The sequence below is a fragment of the Nocardiopsis prasina DSM 43845 genome (genome assembly GCF_000341265.1).
Taxonomy (GTDB): Bacteria; Actinomycetota; Actinomycetes; order Streptosporangiales; family Streptosporangiaceae; genus Nocardiopsis; species Nocardiopsis prasina.
On sequence record NZ_ANAE01000128.1, the window covers coordinates 16,727 to 37,991 of the forward strand.

23 protein-coding genes are annotated in these 21,265 nt (G+C 71.3%); 13 read left to right on the plus strand and 10 right to left on the minus strand.

From position 1 onward, the window contains the following. Positions 1 to 26: 26 nt before the first annotated feature. Positions 27 to 1,283 (minus strand): SfnB family sulfur acquisition oxidoreductase, encoded by a 1,257-nt coding sequence (locus D452_RS0113575; RefSeq protein ID WP_017544695.1) that lies wholly within the window; start codon positions 1,281 to 1,283, stop codon positions 27 to 29. A gap of 597 nt (positions 1,284 to 1,880) precedes the next feature. On the opposite strand from D452_RS0113575, the gene D452_RS0113580 reads away from it, so the two are divergent. The 4 genes from D452_RS0113580 to D452_RS0113595 all read left to right on the plus strand — a co-directional run bounded on the left by D452_RS0113580 (position 1,881) and on the right by D452_RS0113595 (position 4,410). After that, the gene (locus D452_RS0113580) at positions 1,881 to 2,423 is read left to right on the plus strand and encodes a cysteine dioxygenase (RefSeq protein ID WP_017544696.1); all 543 of its coding nucleotides are present in this window, start codon (positions 1,881 to 1,883) and stop codon (positions 2,421 to 2,423) included. Further along, a complete protein-coding gene (locus tag D452_RS0113585) occupies positions 2,420 to 2,830 on the plus strand; it encodes a rhodanese-like domain-containing protein (RefSeq protein WP_017544697.1) in 411 nt (136 codons plus the stop codon). Before D452_RS0113580 ends, D452_RS0113585 begins: the two co-directional genes overlap by 4 nt. Before the next feature lie 186 nt (positions 2,831 to 3,016). Further along, positions 3,017 to 3,163, plus strand: a complete 147-nt coding sequence (locus tag D452_RS30880) for a hypothetical protein (protein WP_017544698.1) — start codon at positions 3,017 to 3,019, stop codon at positions 3,161 to 3,163. Then, positions 3,160 to 4,410: a YeiH family protein gene (locus D452_RS0113595; RefSeq protein WP_017544699.1), complete on the plus strand. Its 1,251-nt coding sequence runs from the start codon at positions 3,160 to 3,162 to the stop codon at positions 4,408 to 4,410. The genes D452_RS30880 and D452_RS0113595 overlap by 4 nt, the downstream gene beginning before the upstream one ends. A 148-nt stretch (positions 4,411 to 4,558) precedes the next feature. Here the strand turns inward: D452_RS0113595 and D452_RS0113600 are convergent, their stop codons facing one another. Beyond that, positions 4,559 to 5,101 carry a winged helix-turn-helix domain-containing protein gene (locus D452_RS0113600; protein WP_017544700.1) on the minus strand — a complete coding sequence of 181 codons (543 nt, stop codon included), beginning with the start codon at positions 5,099 to 5,101 and terminating at the stop codon, positions 4,559 to 4,561. A 239-nt stretch (positions 5,102 to 5,340) separates the two neighbouring features. Here D452_RS0113600 and D452_RS0113605 point away from each other — a divergent pair, with 239 nt between their 5' ends. The 5 genes from D452_RS0113605 to D452_RS0113625 all read left to right on the plus strand — a co-directional run bounded on the left by D452_RS0113605 (position 5,341) and on the right by D452_RS0113625 (position 10,338). Then, positions 5,341 to 6,207 (plus strand): MetQ/NlpA family ABC transporter substrate-binding protein, encoded by an 867-nt coding sequence (locus tag D452_RS0113605; protein ID WP_017544701.1) that lies wholly within the window; start codon positions 5,341 to 5,343, stop codon positions 6,205 to 6,207. A gap of 251 nt (positions 6,208 to 6,458) precedes the next feature. After that, positions 6,459 to 7,508, plus strand: a complete 1,050-nt coding sequence (locus tag D452_RS0113610) for an ABC transporter substrate-binding protein (RefSeq protein WP_017544702.1) — start codon at positions 6,459 to 6,461, stop codon at positions 7,506 to 7,508. Between the two features lie 137 nt (positions 7,509 to 7,645). Further along, positions 7,646 to 8,695 (plus strand): ABC transporter substrate-binding protein, encoded by a 1,050-nt coding sequence (locus tag D452_RS0113615; RefSeq protein WP_017544703.1) that lies wholly within the window; start codon positions 7,646 to 7,648, stop codon positions 8,693 to 8,695. 7 nt (positions 8,696 to 8,702) lie between these two features. Further along, complete coding sequence (locus tag D452_RS0113620; RefSeq protein WP_017544704.1) at positions 8,703 to 9,473, plus strand: ABC transporter ATP-binding protein; 771 nt, start codon at positions 8,703 to 8,705, stop codon at positions 9,471 to 9,473. Beyond that, positions 9,466 to 10,338: an ABC transporter permease gene (locus D452_RS0113625; protein WP_017544705.1), complete on the plus strand. Its 873-nt coding sequence runs from the start codon at positions 9,466 to 9,468 to the stop codon at positions 10,336 to 10,338. The genes D452_RS0113620 and D452_RS0113625 overlap by 8 nt, the downstream gene beginning before the upstream one ends. Before the next feature lie 77 nt (positions 10,339 to 10,415). Here the strand turns inward: D452_RS0113625 and D452_RS0113630 are convergent, their stop codons facing one another. From D452_RS0113630 to D452_RS0113650, 5 genes are all read right to left on the minus strand, one after another. After that, positions 10,416 to 11,207, minus strand: a complete 792-nt coding sequence (locus D452_RS0113630; RefSeq protein WP_017544706.1) for a sulfite exporter TauE/SafE family protein — start codon at positions 11,205 to 11,207, stop codon at positions 10,416 to 10,418. A gap of 47 nt (positions 11,208 to 11,254) precedes the next feature. Next, positions 11,255 to 12,415: an iron-containing alcohol dehydrogenase gene (locus tag D452_RS0113635; RefSeq protein WP_017544707.1), complete on the minus strand. Its 1,161-nt coding sequence runs from the start codon at positions 12,413 to 12,415 to the stop codon at positions 11,255 to 11,257. A gap of 216 nt (positions 12,416 to 12,631) precedes the next feature. Further along, positions 12,632 to 13,228 (minus strand): Dps family protein, encoded by a 597-nt coding sequence (locus tag D452_RS0113640; RefSeq protein ID WP_017544708.1) that lies wholly within the window; start codon positions 13,226 to 13,228, stop codon positions 12,632 to 12,634. 113 nt (positions 13,229 to 13,341) lie between these two features. Then, positions 13,342 to 14,556 (minus strand): cytochrome P450 family protein, encoded by a 1,215-nt coding sequence (locus tag D452_RS0113645; protein ID WP_017544709.1) that lies wholly within the window; start codon positions 14,554 to 14,556, stop codon positions 13,342 to 13,344. A 123-nt stretch (positions 14,557 to 14,679) separates the two neighbouring features. Next, positions 14,680 to 15,843: a PucR family transcriptional regulator gene (locus tag D452_RS0113650; protein ID WP_017544710.1), complete on the minus strand. Its 1,164-nt coding sequence runs from the start codon at positions 15,841 to 15,843 to the stop codon at positions 14,680 to 14,682. A gap of 309 nt (positions 15,844 to 16,152) precedes the next feature. Between D452_RS0113650 and D452_RS0113655 the strand changes: the two genes are divergently transcribed. Continuing rightward, complete coding sequence (locus D452_RS0113655) at positions 16,153 to 16,980, plus strand: aldo/keto reductase (protein ID WP_026129282.1); 828 nt, start codon at positions 16,153 to 16,155, stop codon at positions 16,978 to 16,980. 48 nt (positions 16,981 to 17,028) lie between these two features. Here the strand turns inward: D452_RS0113655 and D452_RS30885 are convergent, their stop codons facing one another. Further along, positions 17,029 to 17,184 (minus strand): hypothetical protein, encoded by a 156-nt coding sequence (locus D452_RS30885; RefSeq protein ID WP_017544712.1) that lies wholly within the window; start codon positions 17,182 to 17,184, stop codon positions 17,029 to 17,031. 82 nt (positions 17,185 to 17,266) lie between these two features. On the opposite strand from D452_RS30885, the gene D452_RS0113665 reads away from it, so the two are divergent. Further along, positions 17,267 to 17,800: a RidA family protein gene (locus D452_RS0113665; RefSeq protein WP_017544713.1), complete on the plus strand. Its 534-nt coding sequence runs from the start codon at positions 17,267 to 17,269 to the stop codon at positions 17,798 to 17,800. A 57-nt stretch (positions 17,801 to 17,857) separates the two neighbouring features. Here D452_RS0113665 and D452_RS0113670 read toward each other — a convergent pair whose 3' ends face one another. After that, a complete protein-coding gene (locus D452_RS0113670; RefSeq protein ID WP_017544714.1) occupies positions 17,858 to 18,763 on the minus strand; it encodes a DMT family transporter in 906 nt (301 codons plus the stop codon). A 64-nt stretch (positions 18,764 to 18,827) separates the two neighbouring features. Between D452_RS0113670 and D452_RS0113675 the strand changes: the two genes are divergently transcribed. Continuing rightward, positions 18,828 to 19,418 (plus strand): TetR/AcrR family transcriptional regulator, encoded by a 591-nt coding sequence (locus tag D452_RS0113675; protein WP_017544715.1) that lies wholly within the window; start codon positions 18,828 to 18,830, stop codon positions 19,416 to 19,418. Here the strand turns inward: D452_RS0113675 and D452_RS0113680 are convergent. Further along, on the minus strand, positions 19,415 to 20,299 hold the full coding sequence (locus D452_RS0113680) for a sulfotransferase family protein (protein ID WP_017544716.1): 885 nt from the start codon (positions 20,297 to 20,299) through the stop codon (positions 19,415 to 19,417). The genes D452_RS0113675 and D452_RS0113680 overlap by 4 nt on opposite strands. Before the next feature lie 166 nt (positions 20,300 to 20,465). Between D452_RS0113680 and D452_RS0113685 the strand changes: the two genes are divergently transcribed. Then, positions 20,466 to 21,263 carry an SIR2 family NAD-dependent protein deacylase gene (locus D452_RS0113685; protein WP_017544717.1) on the plus strand — a complete coding sequence of 266 codons (798 nt, stop codon included), beginning with the start codon at positions 20,466 to 20,468 and terminating at the stop codon, positions 21,261 to 21,263. Positions 21,264 to 21,265 lie beyond the last annotated feature (2 nt).

Consider the following 21,265-nt stretch of genomic DNA (forward strand, 5'->3'; position numbering starts at 1 on the left):
GGGTGTCAGTCCTTGCTCTCGTGGTGCTAGATCTGTCCGTGCCGGGGAGGACGGCGACGGTTGAGGGAGTACGCTCCGATGTGCTGGACCTTCCAGCGCACCGGGTCGTGGACGGTGTGGGTGCGGGCGTCCCGCCAGTGGCGGTGCAGGTTGGCGTCGTCCGCTGTGGCGCGGGTGCCCGCCGCCTCGAACAGAGCGGAGGAGACCTCCACGGCGGTCCGGCCGCCGACGACCTTGGCGGCGGCGACCGCTATCGAGGCCTCCGCGGTGGCGTCCTCCGTGTCGGGGGCGCCCTCGGACAGGAGCGCGTCGGCCGTCTCCACGCGTTCGGCCGCGGTGACGAGCAGGGCCTCGGCCGAGCGGACCTGGACCTCCAGTTCACCGAAGCGCTGTACGAGCAGGGGGTCCTCGGCGGCGGTGTCCACGCCGCTCTCGAACCAGGGCCGACTCTTGGTGCGCACGAACTCCGAGGTCTCCTCCAGCGCGCCGCGTGCCGCGCCGACGTCGATGGCGGCGTGCAGGAGTTGGGCGAGGGCTCCGTACGTGGTGGGCTCCTCGAAGGTCCGGTACTGCTCCAGGACCAGCTCGGGGGAGACCGTCACCCCGGCCAGGTGGACGGTGCCGCTGGCCGTGGTGCGCTGACCCATGCCCGCCCAGTCGTCCTCGATCCGGACACCGGGGTGGTCCGCGGGGACGAAGGCCAGGTGGGGGCGGGGGCCGGCAGGGGTGGAGGCGGGGGCGACCACGGCCAGCCAACCGGCGAACAGCGAACCGGTGGCGTAGTACTTGGTGCCGTCGATCCGGAAGTCCCGCCCGTCACGTTCGATCCGGGTGGTGTGGGTGTGCGCGTTCCTTCCGGAGCGCTCGGCCTGGGCGTTGCTGACCAGGGCGCCGGCGAGGACGTCGGAGTACACGCGGCGCCGGGCCTCGGGGCCGCCGCGCAGCCGCAGGGCGTTGAGGAACGCGAAGTGCGGCTGGAGGATCTGGGCCAGGCTCAGGTCGGCGGTGCCGAGCAGGCGCAGGACCTCGGCGACGGTGGCGGCGCCCGCGGCCGCGCCGCCGAGGTCGCGGGGGACAGTGACGCCCAGCAGGCCGGAGCGGGAGATCGCGCGGACCACGTCGTGGGGCAGACAGCGTTCCCTGTCGCGTGTGGAGGCCTCGCGCGCGACCAGGGGGACGAGGGTGCGGGCCACGCGGAGGGCCTCGGCGGCGGAGGTGAGGACGGGAACCGGCGCGGTGTCGGGGGCCGTGCCGGAGGTGGGGCCGGCGATGGTCTCGGACAAGGGGAACCTCCTGAGCTGGGGCGCGATCGACACGCCCGGTAATCCGAAATGCCTACTGGAATTACCTGGAATCAAAGCACGGGCGGGCCGGGTCGGTCGTGAGGCACCGATCGTCGGTGTGGCGCGGCGGTTCCGGTGGTGTCCCGGGCCGAGGGTCGGGCGGCTCCGCGCATGGCAGCCCCCTCGGCCCGGAACGTGGACCGGCCTCGCGCTCGTGTGTCCGTCCGGCGGGGTGGCCCGGACGGCGCGAGGGTTCGGCGGGTCCTCGCCGACCGGCTCCGCGATTCCGGTCGGCCTGGGTTCCACTGTGGTCGCCGTAACCCGATTTTGTCAACCAATAAAGTAGGGATTTCTGGAAAGCGGTGGTCAGAGTGGGTGGTGGTGGAGTTTCGCATGGTGCTGATGAAGCTGGTGGGGTGCGTGTCGACTCGCTACTACCGACTAAACCTGTAGGGAATATGGTTTACTGGCGAGCATGGCAGTCAGCGCATCACCACACCTTCGGCCCTGGTGGCGACCGCTCACCTTCGACGAACGCTGTCAGTGACCCCGTCCCAGCACGACCACTGACGCCGCCCGGAGAGAAGCAAGAAGCCCATGACCGTCGACGACACCGCAGTCCGCGCCGCCGCGCCCACCCCGCTCACCCTGGACCGCCTGTCCGAGCTGACCGCGAAGGTCGCCGAGGAGGTCCGCCAGGGAATCCACGAGATCCGTTTCGACGCCGAGGACCGCTGGTCCGTCCGGCTCCACGCCGACGACTACACGGACGTCTGGCTCATCTCCTGGACGCCCGACCAGTCCACCCGACTGCACGACCACGCGGGCTCCCTCGGCGCCCTGACCGTCGTCACCGGCGAACTGGTCGAGCGCTACTGGGACGGGGAGCTGCGCGAACGCACCCTCGCTGAGCGCGGCGGCGGCCGCTTCCCGCTCGGCCACGTGCACGACGTCATCAACACCTCGGACCGTCCGGCCGTGAGCGTGCACGCCTACTCACCGCCGCTGACGGCCATGCACTACTACGAGGTGACCGAGGAGGACTCGCTGCGCCGCACGGGGAGCATCCTCACCACCGACCCCGAGCCCGACGTCCCCACGCTGGAGTCGGTGCCCGCTGTCGAAGGGGCGGACCGATGAGCGTCATCGAACGCGTCCTGAACAGCAGGCGCGCGCACCTGGAGCGGCTCACTCCGGTCGAGGCGCTGCGCGCCCAGCGCGAAGGCGCTCTCCTGGTCGACACCCGGCCGGTCGTCAACCGCGCCGCCGAGGGGGAGATTCCCGGTGCCCTGGTGATCGACCGCAACGTCCTGGAGTGGCGGCTCGACCCCACCAGTCCGGACCGGGTGCCCGAGGCCGACTCGCCGGACCTGCACGTGGTGCTGTTCTGCAACGAGGGCTACGCCTCCAGTCTGGCCGCCGTTCAGCTCCAGGAGCTGGGGCTGGCCCGCGCCACCGACCTGGTCGGCGGCTTCCGCGCCTGGCGTGAGGCCGGTCTGCCCGTGACCGAACCCGCGCGAGAGCGGGCTCCCGTCTCCGCTTCCTGACCCCGCCCACCTGCTCGGGGCGGCCCTGACTCCGCCGCCTCGGAGGCTGGTGTCGTCGCATGTCCCTTATCTATACTAAATGAGTAGGTTTAATGAGGAATGGTCGGACCGCGACCATCCACCCGTCCCACCCTCCTTCCCCTTCCCCCGACCCAGGGCGCCGGGCGCGCCCGGAGGAGAAGCGTCATGAGTGAAACACCCTCCACACCACCACCCACCACTCCCGAACGGACCGGCTTCAGGATCAGCGAGGACTGGGCCGCCACCCTCACGGGTCTCGTGCTGCTCGGCCTGTGCCTGCTCGGCGTGATCCCCGAGGGGCTGATCCCGTGAGCACCGAGAACACCGACCCCCACCGCTCCGACGACACTCCCGAGAAGGGCGGACCCGCGGAGGCCGCGGCTCCCGCCGCCATCGGGGCCCCGGCCACCACCGCGGCCGAGGCCCCGGACACGGGTGGGGTGTCCGACGCCCCAGGGAACACCACGCCCCCAACCGCCTCCCGGGGCTGGACCACGCTCGGCCTGCTCGTCGTGCTGGCCCTGGCCGCCGCCACCCGGTTCCTGGAGTCCTGGGTCCCCGAAGCCGCCGAGGGCACCGCGCTGTCCGGATTCGCGGGCGCCGTCGAGTACCCCGTCTACGCGATCCTCCTCGGCCTGGCCGGGAACCTGGTCCTGTCACTGACCGGGCTGCTCGACCGCCTGTCACCGGCCTTCCGGACCGAGTTCCTCATCAAGACCGGTCTGGTGCTCCTGGGCTCCACCGTCCTGTTCGACGTCATCGTTCGCGCTGCCGGACCGGCCGTCCTCCAAGCCCTGGTCCTGGTCACCTCGGTGTTCCTGTTCACCTGGTGGCTCGGCGGCAGACTCGGCCTCGACGACCGCCTGCGCGCCCTGCTGGCCTCCTCGGTCTCCATCTGCGGTGTCAGTGCCGCGATCGCCGCGGCCGGAGCCGTGCAGGCCAGGAAGGAGCAGTTGGCCTACACGGCGAGCCTGGTCATCCTCTTCGCGGTGCCCTCGATCTTCCTCCTCCCCTGGCTGGTCCAGGTGATGGGGCTCAGCGACGCCCAGGCGGGCGCCTGGATCGGCGGCAACATCGACACCACCGCCGCCGTCGCAGCCTCGGGGGCGATCGTGGGCGAGGAGGCGCTCCAGATCGCCTCCATCGTCAAGGCCACCCAGAACGTCCTGATGGGTGTGGTCGCGGTTCTGCTCACTGCCTACTTCGCCTTCCGGGTGGCCGCCGCCGACGGCACGGCCGCCGAGGGCCGACGTCCCGGAGTGCGCACCCTGTGGGACCGCTTCCCCAAGTTCGTGCTGGGTTTCCTGGTCGCCTCGGTGGTGGCCACGCTGTGGGCCAACAACGCCGCCGAGGACGCCCAGGCGGGCCTGGACACGGCCAGGGCCCTGCGTGACTGGTTCCTCATCGCGGCCTTCACCAGCATCGGCCTGGAGTTCCGGCTCGGTTCGCTGCGCGAGGCGGGTTGGCGTCCGATCGGTGTCTTCGGCGCCGCCACCGCGTTCAACCTGCTGGTCGGTCTGCTGCTGGCGATGCTGTTGTTCCGGGACTTCTCCTTCTGACCAGGGAGGCTCGGGGCCGCAGGGGCGGCCCGGCCGAATGAGGGGCGCGGCGCCTCCTGTGAGGGGGCGCCGCGCCCCTGTCGTGTCCGTGGGCGCGAAGGGGGCCGCCGTGCGTTCTGCGAGAGACTCCGCGCGACGGCCCCGCCGGTCAGTCCCCCCGTTCAGGGACTGACGTCGTGGGGCCGTGGTAGATGTACCCGACCTTGCGCACCGTGGCGATGCGGCCCCCGGCCCGGCCGAGTTTGCGGCGCAGGCGGTGGATGTGCACGTCGATGGTGCGCGAGTGCAGTTCGCGGCTGGAGCCCCAGACCCGTTCCATGAGCTCGCCCCGGGTGACCGCGCGGCCGGGGGCGGCGGTCAGGCACTCGAGGAGCTCGTACTCCTGGAAGGTCAGCTCGACCTCGGTGCCCTGGGCCCACACGCGGCGGGAGTCCCGGTCCAGGAGCAGGTCGCCGCCGGCCTCCGGCGTGGGGCGGACTCCCGGGTGCGGTTCGTCCACGACGACCCCGTACACCAGCATGTACCGGCCGCTCTCGGGGAGCGGGAGCAGGCCGAGGAGCGAGTGCTCGCCCCCCGGGGCCTCCGCGCCGGGGGAGACGGCGGGTGCGGGTACGGCGGTCAGGGCCGGGTGACTCCGCGTCGGGGTGGGGCGGTCGTCGGCTCGAGGAGGTGCGGTGTGTGCGCTGAGCATGTACCCATGATGCTTCCGGTTCCCTTTAAAAGCTACCGGATTAGTGGGTAATTTTTCACGCTGTGGGGAAGGCCACGATCGGCCTGGGGCAAAACGGATTTTTCCTACCAACAAGGTGGTCTAGTCTCTGGTACCAACACGCCCGCGCCCCACGAAGGTGCCGGGCCTGCCGGTGGCGGTTCCCCCGCCGTCGGGCACCCCCCGCGATCCTCCGCCCCACGACCACGAAGGAGTGCACCATGCGCACGACCTCGACCCTTATCGGCGCGTCCGCCCTGGCTCTGACCCTCGCCGCCTGCGGTGCCCCCAGCGAGCAGGGCTCCGGGTCCGCCGGCGCCGAGTCCGGGCAGGGGCCGCTCAGGGTCGGTGTCAGTCCGGTGCCGCACGGTGACATCCTCGCCTTCATCGACGAGAACCTCGCCGAGGAGGCCGGGCTGGAGCTGGAGATCGAGGAGATCGCCGACTACAACACGCCCAACGCCGGGCTCGTCAACGGTGACCTGGACGCCAACTACTTCCAGCACCGCTCGTTCCTGAACGAGTGGGTCGAGAACGGCCCCGACGCGGAACTGACCTACGTCACCGACGTCCACATCGAGCGGTTGGGCCTCTACTCCGAGACCTACGAGGGCGCGGACGACCTGCCCACGGGCGCCAAGGTCGCGGTCCCCAACGACCCGGCCAATCTCTACCGCGCGCTGACGATCCTGGAGACCGAGGGTCTGATCACCGTGGATCCCGACGCCGGTGAGACGGCCACGGAGAAGGACGTCGTCGACAACCCGCAGGACCTGGTCATCACGCCGCTGGAAGCCGCGCAGCTGCCGCGCTCCATCGCCGACGTCGACGCCGCGGTCATCAACGGCAACTACGCCATCGAGGCCGGGGTCACCGAGGACGCCAACGTTCTGGCCTGGGAGCCCGAGGGCGACGACTACGTCGAGAAGTACGCCAACGGCCTGGTGGTCCTGGACGAGAACACCGACGACGAGCGCGTCCAGTTGCTGGCCGAACTGCTGCACGACGAGCGGGTCCTGGAGTACGTCCAGGAGACCTGGCAGGGCGTGGTGCTGCCGGTCAACGCCGACGGCTCCCTCGCGGAGTAGCGTTCACGGGCCTCCGGGTCCGGCGTGCCGACGGGCGCGCGCCTTCACCCCCTCGGGGCGGTGGAGCCCCTCGGGCTCCACCGCCCCTTTCGTGTTCCCGCTGGTGGGTGGCGGGTTGATGACTTTCCGTGATCGAACGTGGGTAAAGTGTCCTGAGTCACAGGAAACCTCCGTGCCTCCTGTTCCACAAAACCTACTTATTAAGTAGAGTTTGCCCCGTTCGCCCCTCTGATCACCCGAAAGGGACCCTCATGAGTCTGCGCAAGCCCGTGCTTTCGGCCGCCGCCACGGTACTGGCGATCGGGATGACCGCGACCGCCTGTGGAGGGTCGGGCGGAGATGGAGGCGGTGACGTCGACACCCTGACCCTCGGTTACTTCCCGAACATCACCCACGCCCCCGCCCTGGTCGGCGTGGAGAACGGCACCTTCGCCGAGGCCCTGGGCGACGTCGAGCTGTCCACCCAGACCTTCAATGCGGGCCCCGACGCCATCAACGCGTTGTTCGCCGGCGAGATCGACGCCACCTTCATCGGGCCCAACCCCGCCATCAACGGGTGGTCGCAGTCGGACGGCACCGCCCTGCGCGTCATCGCGGGGTCCACCTCGCGTGGCGCGGGCCTGGTGGTCCGCCCGGGGATCGACTCCGTCGACGACCTGCCGGGCACCACCCTGTCCACGCCGCAGCTGGCCAACACCCAGGACGTGGCTCTGCGCTGGTTCGCCCAGGAACAGGGCTGGGAGGTCGACACCGAGGGCGGCGGTGACCTCTCGATCATCCCGCAGGACAACTCGGACATCATCAACGCCTTCGAGCTCGGGGAGATCGACGGGGCCTGGGTGCCCGAGCCCCACCTGAGCCGCCTGCTGGTGGAGCTCGACGGGGAGCTGCTGGTGGACGAGGCCGACCTCTGGGAGGAGACCGGCGGCGACTTCGTCACCACGCACCTGATCGTCAGCGCCGACTTCCTGGAGTCCCACCCCGACGTGGTGGAGGACCTGCTGCGCGGTCACATCGAGACCGTCGACTGGATCAACGACAACTCTGAGGAGGCGCAGGAGGCCGCCATCGCGCACCTGGGAGCGGTCTCCGGCAGTGGTCCCAGTCCCGAGGTGGTCGCCTCGGCCTTCGAGAACACGGTCTTCACGGTCGACCCGATCGCCCCCTCGCTCCGGGGTGGTGCGGAACACGCCGAGGCCGTGGGTCTGCTGGACCCTGTCGACCTGGAGGGCATCTACGCCCTGGACCCGCTCAACAGGCTGCTCGACGAGGGGTCCCGTGAGCAGGTCGCCGGGCTGTAGTCGCCCGGCGGTCGCGGGGTGGCGGGCTCGGACGGGGGCCGCCACCCCGGCCCACTCCGCCCCGGTGCTTTCACAAAACCTACTTATTAAGTAGAGTTTTCCCCGTCCCTCCGCAGACACCGACAAGGACCCCTGAGATGCGCGTTTCCCCGACCCCGCTGAGAACCACCGCGGCCGCCCTGGCCCTGGGGCTGGTCGCCACCGCGTGCGGGAGCGAGGGGGACGGTGGCGCCGCCGACACCCTGACCCTCGGCTACTTCCCGAACATCACCCACGCCCCCGCGCTCGTGGGCGTGGAACGGGGCATCCTCGACGAGGCGCTGGGCGAGGTCGAGTTCGCCACCCAGACCTTCCACAACGGTCCCGACGCGGTCAACGCCGTCTTCTCCGGGGAGATCGACGCGGCCTTCCTCGGCCCCAACCCCGCCGTCAACGGCTGGTCGCAGTCCGAGGGCGAGGCCCTGCACGTCGTCGCCGGAGCCGCCACCCAGGGCACCGGCCTGGTGGTCCGCGACGACATCGAGACCGTCGACGACCTGCCCGGACACACCTTCTCCACACCGATGCTCGGCGGTACCCAGGACGTGGCGCTGCGCTGGTTCGCCCAGGAACAGGGCTGGGAGGTCGACACGGCGGGCGGCGGCGACCTCTCGATCATCCCCCAGGACAACCCCGACACCGTCGACGCCTTCCGGCTCGGCGAGATCGACGGCGCCTGGATCCCCGAACCCCACCTGAGCCGGGTCCTGGCCGAGGACGACGCCCACCTGCTCGTCGACGAGCCCGACCTGTGGGAGGGGACCGGCGGGCAGTACGTCACCACCCTCCTCGTCGTCAGCGCCGAGTTCCTGGAGAACGAGCCCGACACCGTCGCCGACCTGCTGCGCGGCCATGTGGAGTCGGTCGACTGGATCAACGACAACCCGGAGGAGGCCGCGGAGACCTCCCGCGCTCACCTGGAGGCGCTCACCGGAGGCGAACTCGACCCCGAGCTCACCACCGCGGCCTTCGAGAACGTCACCTTCACCGTCGACCCGGTCGCGCCGTCGCTTCTGGTCCAGGCGGAGCAGGCCGAGGCCATCGGCCTGCTGGACCCCGTCGACCTCAACGGAATCTACGCCCTTGACCCGCTCAACGACGTCCTCGCCGAGGCCGGACACGAGCTGGTCGCCGGGCTGGAAGGGTAAGGGCACCATGACCGCCATCACCGAACCCCGGACCGGGACGAACGCCGTGGAGATCGACTCCATCTCCAAGGTCTTCGGCCGGGGCAGGGGCGCCGTGACCGCCGTCGACGGCATGTCGATCCACGTCGGCACCGGCGAGTTCCTGTCCATCGTCGGCGCCTCCGGCTGCGGCAAGAGCACCCTGCTGTCGCTCGTCGCCGGTCTGGAGGAACCCACCACGGGTTCCGTGGACGTCGGAGACCACCGAGTGGCCATGATGTTCCAGGAGGCCGCGCTCTTCCCGTGGCTGACCGTGGGCGCCAACATCGAGGTCCCCATGAAGGTGAACCGGGTCCCCGCGGCCGAGCGCCGCAGGCGCGTGACCGAACTCCTGGACCTGGTCCGCCTGACCGGCTTCGAACGCAAGCGCCCCCACGAGCTCTCCGGGGGCATGCGCCAGCGTGTCGCCCTGGCACGCGCCCTGGCCCAGGACGCCGACGTCCTGCTGATGGACGAGCCCTTCGGCGCGCTGGACGCCATGACCCGGGACATCCTCCACGACGAGCTCGAACGGATCTGGCAGGAGAAGTCGCTGACCGTCATGTTCGTCACCCACAACGTGCGCGAGGCCGTGCGCCTGGGCGACCGGGTCGTGCTGCTGTCCAGCCGCCCGGGCCGCGTCATCGAGGAGTTCACGGTGCACGGCGAACGCCCCCGCCGGATCGACTCCGTGCCCATCGCCGAGCAGGCCGCCGCCATCACCGACCGACTGCGTGAGGAGGTTTCGCGCCATGCCTGAGACCGACGTGCGTGACCGACAGGTCCAGGGGCTCGACGCCCTCGAACTCCAGCCCCAACGCGGCGTCGACGAACGCGGCGCCGGTGAGATCGCCCGGGGGGTGTGGGCCGCGACCTGGCCCAAGCTGGCCGCGGTCGTCATCGTGCTGGCGGCCTGGCAGGCGGTCGTGTGGTCCGGCTGGCGCACCGAATTCGTGTTCCCCGGCCCGGACCGGGTACTGCCCACCCTGTTCAACGAGGTCACCAGCCCCGAGTTCTGGACCGCCGTCCAGGTCACCATGCGCCGTGCCTTCGTGGGGTTCGCGCTGGCCCTGGCCGTGGGCGTGGTCGTCGGGTTGGCGGTGTCGCAGTTCAAGCCGCTGCGGACGGCGATCGGATCACTGATCACGGGTCTCCAGACCATGCCGTCGATCGTGTGGTTCCCGTTCGCGATGCTGCTGTACGGCATCAGCGAGTCGGCCATCATGTTCGTGATCATCCTGGGCGCGGCCCCGTCGATCGCGGGCGGTCTGACCTCCGGCATCGACTACGTGTCCCCGTCCCTGCTGCGGGCGGGCAAGGTCATGGGTCTGCGCGGGGTCCAGCGCTACACGCTGCTGGTCATCCCGGCCGCGCTGCCCATGTTCGTCACCGGTCTCAAGCAGGGGTGGGCGTTCGCCTGGCGTTCACTGATGGCCGGAGAGCTCCTGGTCATCATCAACCAGCAGAACTCGATCGGCTGGGCGCTGAGCCAGGCCCGCCAGCTCAACGACGCCGAGCGGCTGCTCAGCTACATCATCATCGTGCTGGTCATCGGCATCATGATCGACGTGTTCTTCAGCTGGGCGGACCGCTCGCTGCGCCGCCGCTGGGGCATCACCCAGTAACCAGGGAACGAGGGGGAGGGGCCGTGTGTTCGCGAGGGCGCACGGCCCCTCCGGCGTCGCGCCCCCGGCACGCGACGTCAGACCAACAGTCCGACCAGGTAGGAGATCCCGGTGAGCGTCAGCAGCCCGCCGAGGAGGACTCGCAACGGTTGCTCTCCCAGGCGGCGGCTGAGGGACAGGCCCACCAGCGCGCCGAGCGCACCGCCGATCCCCAGCGCCAGTCCCACGCCCCAGTCCGGGGCGGCGGGGGCGGCGCCGAAACCCACCTGGTCGAAGACGGCATAGGCGCCCAGCCCCACCACCGAGGTGACCAGGGTGGTGGTCAGGCCCACCACGGCCGCGCGGGAGGTGGGCCATCCGCCCACCGCGATCAGCAGCGGGGCCAGGACCGAACCCCCGCCGATCCCCACGGCGGCGCCGAGGAGCGCGGCGCCCCCGGCGGCGAGGGCGAGCGGAGCGCCACCCCGCCGGACCCGGCCCGGGGCCGGTCCGGGCCCCGGGCGCGACGACCTCGTGACCAGCAGCCGGGCACCCACACCCAGCATGAGCACGGCGAGCAGGCCGCGGAACAGCGCCGGGTCCGACAGCCACGTCACACGGACGGCGGCACCGGCGACCGCGCAGGGCGCCGCGGCGCACGCGGCGACCAGCATCCCCGTTCCGTGGCCGCGCGCGGAGCGGGCCAGGCGTCTCAGCCCGAGCGGGGTGGACACCACGTTGTAGAGCAGGTTGGTGGCGCTGACCGAGGGGCCGTGCAGGCCCAGCACGCCGAGCTGGACGGGCAGGAGCAGCACGGCGCCGGAGATCCCCACCGGAGTGGTGACGGCGGCGACGCAGAAACCGGCCAGGACGGCGAGGAGCAGAGTCACCCCAAAACCCTACTGTAAAGGTAGGAATAAGGGTGTCGGTTCCTCGATCAGCCGTACACCCCGTGGTACAGCTCCACGATCTCCTCGGCGACGGGCACCCTCGGGTTGTTGCCGGGCGATCCGGAGGCCAACGCCTGTTCGGCCATCAGCGGGGCCAGCTCCCACCACCGCTCGACCCCGATCCCGTACTCGCGGGGGGTCGGCACCTCCAGCTCCTGGTTCAGCAGGCGCAGCTCCCACACCAGGGCGCCGGTGGCCTCACCGTCGGTGCTGTCCGGGGCGGCCAGCCCCATCGCCCGGGCGCAGTCGGCGTAGCGGGAGGGGGCGGAGGGGATCGAGAACTCCGTCACGGCGGGCAGGAGCATGGCGTTGGACAGCCCGTGGGCCACCCCGAAGTGCGCCCCGAGAGGTCGGCTCATCCCGTGCACCAGGGCGACGCTGGAGTTCGAGAAGGCCATCCCCGCCTGGGTGGCGCCCACCATCACCGCCTCCCGGGCGGTGCGGTCGCCCGGATCGGCGTACGCGGTCCGCAGATGGGTGAAGATCGTACGCATCGCCTCGCGCGCGAACCCGTCCGAGACCGGGTTGGCCCGGGCGCTCACGTACGCCTCGATCGCGTGGGTCAGGGCGTCCACCCCGGTGTCGGCGGTCAGCCGCCGGGGCATGCCCAGCGTGAGCTCGAAGTCCACCAGCGCGGCCCGGGGTAGCAACGCCAACCCCGAGCAGAGCATCTTCTCCCCGGACTCGGAGTCGGTGATGATGCTGTAGCGGGTGCACTCCGAACCACTGCCCGCCGTGGTCGGCACCGCCACCACCGGCAGAGCGGGGGCGTCGGTGACCACCGGTGCCCGGTAGTCGCGCATCCGGCCACCGTGCGCGCCCAACAGGGCCACCGCCTTGGCGGTGTCGATGGGGCTGCCACCGCCCACACCGACCAGGGAGTCGAAGCCACCCTCCCGCAGCGCCCGCACCCCCTCCTCCACCACGGCGGTCGTGGGGTCGGGAACGGTGTCGGCGAACACCCCCGGGGCCAGGCCCGACGCCTCCAGACCGGCCAGGAGTCGGTGGAAGAACGGCTGCTCGGCGATGAAGGGGTCGGTCACCAGGAGCGGACGGGACAGTCCGAGGGAGTCCAGGGTCCCGGCCAGTTCGGCCGAGGCCCCCGCACCCACGCGGATGACCTGGGGCAGGACGATGGAAGCGGACACTCGGGGTACCTCCGGGGGGACGGGAGTACGGGCACCGGCGACGTCCCCGGCGTGCCGGGGGCCGCGGCTCGACGCCCGGTACCTACCCCGCTCTCCGATTCGACTCCCCCCGCGCCGTACCGATTTCGTACCGGCTCGGTGACGCACGGTCCCTGAGCGGGCGGAGGGCCGGGCGCCAGGCCCGGCCCTCCGGCACGTGTCCGACGGTGCGCCCGGTCAGGTGTGCACGAGCGGTGTGTCCACCAGGTGCTCGGCCACGAACCAGGCCTCCAGTTCGTTGGTGCGGATGACGTCGGAGACCAGGACGTCGTTGGTGCCGTCGTCGCCCATCTCCTGCACACGCGCCGCGGCGTCGTGGCAGTCCTCCAGGACGGCCTCGTGCGCCTCCAGGAGCCGGGAGAGCATCGCGGGGACCTCCTCGACACCGTTCGGCGGGCGCGGGATGCTGGTCAGCTCCGCGACGTGCCTCGGGTCGCCCACCGCGACCCCGCCCAGGGTCTGGATGCGCTCCGCGACGGTGTCGATCAGCGCCGTCTGCTCCTCGGCGTGCTTGTCCATCAGCAGGTGCAGCTGGTAGAAGGTGTGCCCGCGCATCAGCCAGTGGTGCTTCTTGTACATGTCGTGCAGGATGCGGAGGTCGCTCAGCACCTGGTTGAGCCGCTGACACGAGTACATGCGCGTGTCGTAGGACAGACCGACCGGTAGCTGACGGACCGTCCCGAACTTCTGGATCTCCTCACCCCTCTGGTGGAGCCACGGCTGGCTGCTGCGCGGCTTGGGTGTCTGGCTCGAACTCTGGTCGGCGGTGGTCACTACGGGTTCCCCCTCCGGGTCGGTGTGCTGCGTGGAACAGAGAGCTCCGCCAGCCAGTCTTGGCCACCGACCGTTGTCGGGAGAGAAAACGCACGCCATGTCAGAGCAAGGATTCAGGAGTTGTCCCGGTCGAACGCCACGGGGAGCGCGAACAGCCCGTGCATGATCATGCTCGGCCACCACCGCAGCTCGCCCTCGTCCACGGCCAGGCGCAGGCCCGGGAACCTCTCCAGGACCGCCGTGACGGCCACCCGTGCCTCCACCCGGGCCAACTGCGCGCCCACACAGAAGTGGGCCCCGTGCCCGAAGGACAGATGCGACGCCCCGCGCCGGGGGTCGAAGACGTCCGGGTCCTCGTAGCGCCGCGGGTCGCGCCCTGCGGCCAGCAGTGACACCAGCACCGGTTCCCCGGCCTCCAGGCGGACCCCGCCCACGGTCGTCGCCTCACCCGGGAAGCGCCACGTCGCGTTCTGCAACGGGCTCTCCAGGCGCAGCGACTCCTCGATCGCCGGGCCCACGAGTTCGTGGTCGGCGCGCAGACGCGCCATCTCCTCGGGGTCGCGCAGCAGGAGCAGGAGCATGTTGCCGATCAGCGCGACCGTGGTCTCGTGCCCCGCCACCAGCAGCAGGAACGCCGTCGAGGTCACCTCGTGACGGGAGAGTTCACCGGACCGGTGGGCCTCCACCAGGTCGCCCAGGAGGTCGTCGGAGGGCTCGCGCAGCCGCGCCGCCACCAGCCCGTCAAGATAGGCGTCGAACCAGTCCGTGGCCGCACCGATCGCCTCGTACTCGTCCGGGGAGGAGGAGTCGATCACCGCCGCCTGCCGGTGGAACTCGGGCCGGTCCTCCTCCGGCACCCCGAGGATGTCGCAGATGATCGCGATCGGAAGCGGGTAGGCCAGGTCGCGCACCAGGTCCGGCGCCTCCTCCTTCGTCAGTGCGTCCAGGAGTTCACCGGTGATCCGCTCGGCGCTCTCCCGCAGCGCCCTGACCCGGCGGGGAGTGAACGCCCCGCTGGTCGCCTTCCGGAGCCGGGAGTGGTCGGGAGCGTCCACGTTGACCATGCTGCGCACGAGGCTGGGGCGGTGGTCGAAGGGCAGCCCCAGCCCGGCCCGGTACCAGGTCGCGTCGGCGCGCCCGGGGTCCTTGAGCATGTTCGGGTCGGCCAGCACCGACCGGGCGTCGTCGTAGCGGGTCACCAGCCAGGCCCAGGCGCCGCCGGGCAGGTCGATCCGGTGGACGGGCGCGTGGTCGCGCAACCAGCGGTAGGCCGGGTGCGGGTCCGCCTCGAACTCGGGTCCGTGCAGTGCGGGGGGTGTGCGGGTCATCGTCGGCCTCTCCACAGGGATGCGGGTCGCCCGTTTCCTACCCACCCGGCCACGCCGTGTCGCGGCTGCGGAATTCGGGCGCCGCGCCTGAGAGCCCCCGTGGCGCCACCACAGGGAACGGACTCAGGGTGCCACCGCGCAGGCGGTCTCCAGGACGAACCTCGGCCAGGGGCGGTGGGGGTCGTGGCCGGTCAGTTCCCGGACGCGCCGCAGCCGGTACCGCAGGGTCTGGGCGTGGACGTGCAGCGCCTCCGCCGCCGTGGTGGCCGCGCCCGCACGGAAGTAGGCGTGCAGTGTGTCCAGCAGGTGGCGGTGGTCGTGGGTCAGCAGCGGGCCCAGGACCACGTGGCGCACCGTCGACGGCGCGACCCCGCCACCGTTGAGCAGGGACAGCACACACGCGTCGGAGTCGCGCAGCAGGCCGTGCGCGCCGAAGGCGTGTGGGGGAGCGGTCTCCACGGCCCCGTCCGCCAGCCGGTACGCGGCGGACAGGTCCGCCAGCCCGCGCGGATCCAGGGCACAGCCCCGCCACCCCCGCGCCAGCACGGTCCGTGTGATCCGCTCGGCGTCCTCGGGTGCGGCCAGGACGACCGCCCGGCCCGAACGCGTGGTCACCAGGGGGTCGGCTCCTGCGGGCGAGGCCTCCGCCACCAGCTCCATCCCCGCAGCCACCGTGACGTCCTCCGCGCGCACGGGTTCGGCGACCACCAGCACCGCCGGGTCGGGCGGGGCGATGCCCAGGGTCCGCGCCCGGTCCCGGATGGCGCCCCGGGACGCCTGGCGGCCGATCAGCAGGTCGTCGAGGAGCGCGCGCCGGGCACGTTCCCGATCCGCGTCCAGCCGTTCGGCGGCCTCGGCGTGACCCGTCTCCAGGCTCTCGGAGATCTGGTCGAGGGAGGCCAGCCACAGTTCGCTCAGAGCGAACACGTCGGCCGCGTCGAGCCTGTCGCCCGCCTGCTCGCGCAGCAACCGCGCGGCGGCGGCCGATCCGACCCGGTGAGCCCGCACCACGGCGCCGATCGAACGGCCGTCGGCGGCCCGTGCCCTGCCGATCCCACGGAGCCGCTCCACGTCCTCCGTAGGCAGGCGACGGTCCCCGCGCACCCACAGCTCCAGGGACCGGGCGACCAACCAGCCGGTGATGGCCCGCACCTCCGCCAGCTGGGATCCGTGCAGCGCTCGGTAGGCGGGCACCTCCGTGTGGACCTCGGCGACGATCCGCTCCACCAGCCCGGCCCGGTCACGCTCCAGCTCAGCGCTGACCCGTACGCGTTCCTCGCGGCCCATGCCCCTCCTCCGTCCCGCGCCGACGATCCTCCGGCGGGCCCCGCACCGAGCGCGACACCTCGTCCTCCGGGCGGGCGGGCAGCCTATCGCCCCCTCAGGCGCACGGCCGAGACCGGCCATCCGGGTAAAAACCGTGCACATGTGCGGCGCAGCCTCTGAGGTCAACCTCCGCTGACATGGCAGTATGCGCACACAGGCCCGGTATAGAGCACGATTCCAACACCGAGCGTCGGCGTGCCGGGCGCGCCGGGCACACCGGTCGGCCGGGAGAACGGCCGGGCCGGACGGGGAGGACAGGGGATGAGGACGATGACGGTTCCCGGCATCGCGCTGAACAACGGGCTGCAAATGCCGCAGCTGGGTTTCGGCGTGTGGCAGGTGCCCGACGACGCCGTGGGGGAGGCGGTCTCACACGCCCTCGCGGCGGGCTACCGCAGTATCGACACCGCCGCCGCGTACGGCAACGAGGAGGGGGTGGGCGAGGCGCTGCGCCGGTCGGGACTCGAGCGGGAGGACCTGTTCGTCACCACCAAGCTCGCCAACGCCGACCACGGCTACGACTCCGCTCTGCGCGCCTTCGACGCCAGCCTGGAGCGGCTCGGCCTGGACATGGTGGATCTCTACCTCATCCACTGGCCGCTGCCCGAGCGCGACCTCTACGTGCCCACCTGGAAGGCGCTGGAGCGCCTCTACGCGGAGGGCCGCGCCCGCGCCATCGGTGTGTGCAACTTCAAGCGCACGCACCTGGAGCGGGTCATGAAGGAGGGCGGGATCGCCCCCATGGTCAACCAGATCGAACTGCACCCGCTGCTCTCCCAGGGAGAGATGCGGGCCTTCGACTCCGACCACAACATCGCCACGGAGGCCTGGAGCCCGCTCGGGCAGGGCGAACTGCTCCGCCACCCGCTGATCACGCGGATCGCCGAGGAAATCGAACGGACCCCGGCGCAGGTGCTTCTGCGGTGGCACGTCCAGCTGGGCAACGTGGTCATCCCGAAGTCGGTGACGCCCGAGCGCATCTACGCCAACTTCGAGATCTTCGACTTCGAGCTCTCGGACGAGGACATGGCCCGGATCGACGGTCTCGACCAGGAGCACCGGTTCGGCCCCGACCCGGACAGCTTCGACGGCGACTGAGCCGCGCGGCTGACCGGTGACCGGTGGCGGCGCGGCTCGCGGCGTCGTCTAGCGGAGCTCGCGGAGCCTGCGGGCGCCGGACAGGGTGGCCTCGATGCCGTCGCGGCGCACACGGGCGACGTACACGCCACCGCCGACGAAGATCGCGAGGAAGAGCCCGACCACTGCGGTCAGGGCCAGGACGGACAGCACGGAAGTGATCATGCGGTCATGGTAGCCGCATGTCGGACGACGCTCTCACCGGGGGAGTCCCGGGTGCGTGCCGAGCGAGACGGAGGGTCCGCCGATGGACCAGACACCGCACGAGATCATCAACCCGCTCTCCCTTCCCGACCCCGTGGGCTATGCGCACGCCCTCGTGGTGGCCCCGGGCCGCACCGTGTACGTGGGCGGCCAGATGGCCCTGCGTTCCGACGGGGTACTGACCGGTGACTCACTGGTGCAGCAGTTCGACCACGCGCTCGCCAACGTGGTGGAAGCGCTGAGAACGGCGGGGGCCGAACCGGCTCACGTGGTGAGCATGCGCGTCTACACCACCTCGGTGGGCCTCTACCGGGTCAACCTCAAGGCACTCGGATCGGTCTACCGCCGCCACATGGGTCGGTACTACCCGCCGATGGCGGTCCTGGGCGTCACCGAGTTGCTGGAGGAGGGGGCCCAGGTCGAGCTGGAGTGCGTGGCGGTGGTCCCGGACTCGCGTGACGGCGCGGAGCTGGACGAGGGGCGTCCCCGCGAACTCGTGGAGGAGGTCGACGACCCCTTCGCGGACGACCGGGCGACCGCGGAACCCGGGGAGTTCTCCCGGGACACGCGGCCCTGATCACCGAGGGGAAGGCGCGGGGCCCCGACCGGGGACGGTCGGGGCCCGCGCTGGTGGTCAGCGTTCGTGCGAGCGCACCAGGAGCACCGCCACCACGCACACCGCCATCCCGGCCAGCGCGCCCGTGCCCACCGGGTCGCCGAACATCAGCCAGGTCCACACGAGCGTGGTGGGCGGGGTCAGGTAGAGCAGCGCCGACACCCGCGCCACGCTGGTCCGTGCCAGGTTGATCCAGTACAGCCCGTAGCCGCCCAGCGTGGACAGAACGACCACCCACGCCACCGCGGCCCAGAACCCCACCGTCATGGGCGGGGCCAGGGTGCCCGTCGAGGCGGCGAGCCCGGTGAACAGGATCGCGCTCACCGCGCACTGCACGGCCAGTGCCTCCACCACGTTCCCGCCGGGGCGCGATCTGCGTTCCACGAGGGTGGCGGCCACCAGCGAGAGCATGGCTCCGAACGGGAGAGCGTACGCCCACCAAGGGGCGGATCCGGTCCGGAGCAGGTCCGAGCCGACCACCATGCCCACGCCGACCAGACCCACCACCAGTCCGAGGACCTGGCGCCCGCGCACCCGCTCACCGAGCAGGGGGACGGCGAGCGCGGTGGCCACCATCGGTTGGAGGGCGGCGACGAGCGCGCTCGTCCCGGCGGCCACCCCCGCTTCGGCGGCCGCCACCACCCCGTACAGGTACCCGGCCTGTGCCAGGAGTCCGAGCACCGCGTGCAGGGCCATGTCCCGGCCGCTCATCCGGGACCCGCGCCACAGGCACCAGGCCACGAGCAACCCGCCCACGACGAGGAACCGCCAGGCGAGGAGGGTGGTCGCCGGGGCCTGCCGGGTGCCGAGCTCGGCCCCGACGAACCCCGAACTCCACATCACCACCAGCCCCGAGGCCAGCAGGAAGGGGATCAGGGGACGGGCGGTCGGGCGGGTCCGTGTGCGTGAGGTCATGACGTCCATGCCGCAGAGGTAAACACACCGGTCGGTATACTCACAATGTAGTCACCGACCGAAGGAGCGCATCATGGCCGGCATCACCAGGGAACCGCGGCTCACCCCCGCCGCGCGCCGTGTCCTGGACGTGGCGACCGACCTCTTCTACACCCGGGGAATCAACACGGTGGGCATGGAACTGGTGGCCGAACGCGCCGGGGTCACCAAGAAGACCATCTACGACCGGTTCGGCTCCAAACAGCGGCTGGTCGTCGCCTACCTGAGGGCGCGGGACACGCGCTGGCGCGACTTCCTCGACACCCGCATGGACCCGGCCGCCTCCCCGCGTGCGCGGATCGGGGAGACCTTCGAGGCCCTGGACGCGTGGATGCGGCAGGAGAACCAGCGCGGCTGCGCCATGGTCAACGCCTACGCCGAGCTCTCCGACCCCGAACACCCCGGCCGCACCGTGGCCGAGGAACAGAAGCGGTGGTTGCGCGACCTGTACACCGACCTCGTTCGCGAGGGCGGAGCCACCGACCCCGAGGCGCTCGGCGACGTCCTGGCCATGCTCCACGAGGGCGCCGTCGTCGCTCGCAACGTCACGGGCGTCGCCGACGCCGCCCTGACCGCGCGCGCGGCCGCCGACACCCTGCTCACCGCGAACGGGGTGGGTGCCTAGAGGTAGCCCAGCCGGGAGAGTTCGTGACGCGCCACCTCGTGCACGTCACCGTGGTCCTTTCGGGTCAGCCGCTCCCGCCACGAGCCCACGCCCCAGGAGTGGTCGGTCAGCAGCTCACTGGCCGAGACCCGGGCGCCGGTGAACTCCAGGAGCCGCTCGGAGGTCTCGATCTCCTGGCCGTGCACGTCCTCGTAGCGCAGGGTCATCAGCTGTTCCGGGCCGATCTCCTGGCGCAGCGTCGCGGACATGCGTACCGCGCCCCGCCAGCGCATCGCGCACTTGGTCGCCACCGAACCCTCGGTGAAGTCGTCCAGGTCCGACTCCTCCTCCAGGCCGAAGAAGTGGTTGGGGAACTCGTGGTCCAGCTTCATGAAGCTGGGCTTGAGCCAGGCCAGGGAGCGCTCGTCCTCCATCATGTCCGCCACCACGTCACGGCCGTCGCGGATGATCTGGACGAAGCGCGCGTCGGGGAACGCGGCGTACAGGGCGCTGGCCGAGTACAGGAGGTCGGGGCTGGCATCACCGTAGCGGCGGGCGGCGGCGCTGTGCTCGCACGGCTCGGCGGAGGCGTTGGCGGGCACCCGGGCACCGGGGCCCGGGCATCTGGGACAGGTCAGGGGGGTGAGCTGCCAGGTCTCGGCGTAGGCCTCGCGCAGCAGGCTCGCGGTTCCGGACACCTTCTCCTGAGCGAGGGAGGGGCGCCTGGCCACGGCGTAGACGGCGTTGAGCACGCCCGAGGAACCGGCACCGAGATGGAAGCCGGGCGCGCGGGCCAGGGCCCGGGCGATCACCGGAACCCCGGAGTGGGGTGCGCCGAGCACGAACACCGGGCGCTCCACCTTGGTCCCGTTGACCACGAGGATGTAGGAGGGCTGCTTCATGATTGTGTCGTATTTTTGCACCCTTTGCCCTTCTCGTGTGCATCGGTCGGGGCCCGGCGGCACCCGCCCCACACGTTCCCCGAGGTTAAGGGCAGGATCGGTCCAGAAAGCGCCGTGCTGGGCCAAGACCGGGGAAAGCCGTGCAAAGACGCTGTAAGAATGGGGTATGGCCTCGATGACCGACGACACCACGCCGTTCGCCGACCCGGAGGGGTTCGAACACGCGGCCGAGCTGCTCGCCTCCGCGCGGCGCATCACCGTCCTGACCGGCGCCGGAGTGTCCACGGACTCCGGTATCCCGGACTTCCGTGGCCCCCAGGGGCTGTGGACCACCGACCCCGACGCCGAGGCGATGTCGGACATCGACAGCTACATGGGTGACGTGGACGTGCGCCGCCGAACGTGGCTGGCCCGCCGCTCCCACCAGGTCTGGAAGGCCGGCCCCAATGCCGCCCACCTCGCCCTCGCCGACCTGGCCGCAGCCGGGCGCCTGCACGCGCTCGTCACCCAGAACATCGACGGCCTGCACCAGCGAGCCGGGGTCCCCGAGGACGAGGTCATCGAGGTCCACGGCACCATGCTCCGGGTGATGTGCATGTCCTGCGGACTGCGCACCCCCAGCACGGAGGTGCTCGCCCGCCTGGACGAGGAGTCCGACCCGCACTGCTCGGAGTGCGGAGGAATCCAGAAGACGGACACCGTCTCCTTCGGCCAGCGCCTGGACCCCGAGATCATCGAACGCGCCGCACAGGCCGCACGCGAGTGCGACGTCTTCGTGGCCATGGGCACCTCGCTGACCGTCCACCCGGTGGCCGGGCTGTGCGACGTCGCCATGATGGGGCGGGCCCCGCTGGTGGTCGTCAACGCCGAACCCACTCCGTACGACGACTACGCCACCGCGGTCCTGCACGACCCCATCGGCGACGTGGTCCCGGCGTTGGTCAGGCGCGCCCTGGCGGGGTAGGA

Excerpts from the sequence above, each read along its gene's own strand:
- D452_RS0113615 (WP_017544703.1), top strand. The coding sequence starts at position 7,646 with ATGCGCGTTTCCCCGACCCCGCTGAGAACCACCGCGGCCGCCCTGGCC.
- D452_RS0113665 (WP_017544713.1), top strand. The coding sequence starts at position 17,267 with ATGGACCAGACACCGCACGAGATCATCAACCCGCTCTCCCTTCCCGAC.
- D452_RS0113610 (WP_017544702.1), top strand. The coding sequence starts at position 6,459 with ATGAGTCTGCGCAAGCCCGTGCTTTCGGCCGCCGCCACGGTACTGGCG.
- D452_RS0113585 (WP_017544697.1), top strand. The coding sequence starts at position 2,420 with ATGAGCGTCATCGAACGCGTCCTGAACAGCAGGCGCGCGCACCTGGAG.
- D452_RS0113655 (WP_026129282.1), top strand. The coding sequence starts at position 16,153 with ATGACGGTTCCCGGCATCGCGCTGAACAACGGGCTGCAAATGCCGCAG.
- D452_RS0113645 (WP_017544709.1), bottom strand. The coding sequence starts at position 14,556 with ATGACCCGCACACCCCCCGCACTGCACGGACCCGAGTTCGAGGCGGAC.
- D452_RS0113650 (WP_017544710.1), bottom strand. The coding sequence starts at position 15,843 with ATGGGCCGCGAGGAACGCGTACGGGTCAGCGCTGAGCTGGAGCGTGAC.
- D452_RS30885 (WP_017544712.1), bottom strand. The coding sequence starts at position 17,184 with ATGATCACTTCCGTGCTGTCCGTCCTGGCCCTGACCGCAGTGGTCGGG.
- D452_RS0113600 (WP_017544700.1), bottom strand. The coding sequence starts at position 5,101 with ATGCTCAGCGCACACACCGCACCTCCTCGAGCCGACGACCGCCCCACC.
- D452_RS0113685 (WP_017544717.1), top strand. The coding sequence starts at position 20,466 with ATGGCCTCGATGACCGACGACACCACGCCGTTCGCCGACCCGGAGGGG.
- D452_RS0113625 (WP_017544705.1), top strand. The coding sequence starts at position 9,466 with ATGCCTGAGACCGACGTGCGTGACCGACAGGTCCAGGGGCTCGACGCC.
- D452_RS0113680 (WP_017544716.1), bottom strand. The coding sequence starts at position 20,299 with ATGAAGCAGCCCTCCTACATCCTCGTGGTCAACGGGACCAAGGTGGAG.
- D452_RS0113675 (WP_017544715.1), top strand. The coding sequence starts at position 18,828 with ATGGCCGGCATCACCAGGGAACCGCGGCTCACCCCCGCCGCGCGCCGT.
- D452_RS0113605 (WP_017544701.1), top strand. The coding sequence starts at position 5,341 with ATGCGCACGACCTCGACCCTTATCGGCGCGTCCGCCCTGGCTCTGACC.
- D452_RS0113670 (WP_017544714.1), bottom strand. The coding sequence starts at position 18,763 with ATGGACGTCATGACCTCACGCACACGGACCCGCCCGACCGCCCGTCCC.
- D452_RS0113620 (WP_017544704.1), top strand. The coding sequence starts at position 8,703 with ATGACCGCCATCACCGAACCCCGGACCGGGACGAACGCCGTGGAGATC.
- D452_RS30880 (WP_017544698.1), top strand. The coding sequence starts at position 3,017 with ATGAGTGAAACACCCTCCACACCACCACCCACCACTCCCGAACGGACC.
- D452_RS0113580 (WP_017544696.1), top strand. The coding sequence starts at position 1,881 with ATGACCGTCGACGACACCGCAGTCCGCGCCGCCGCGCCCACCCCGCTC.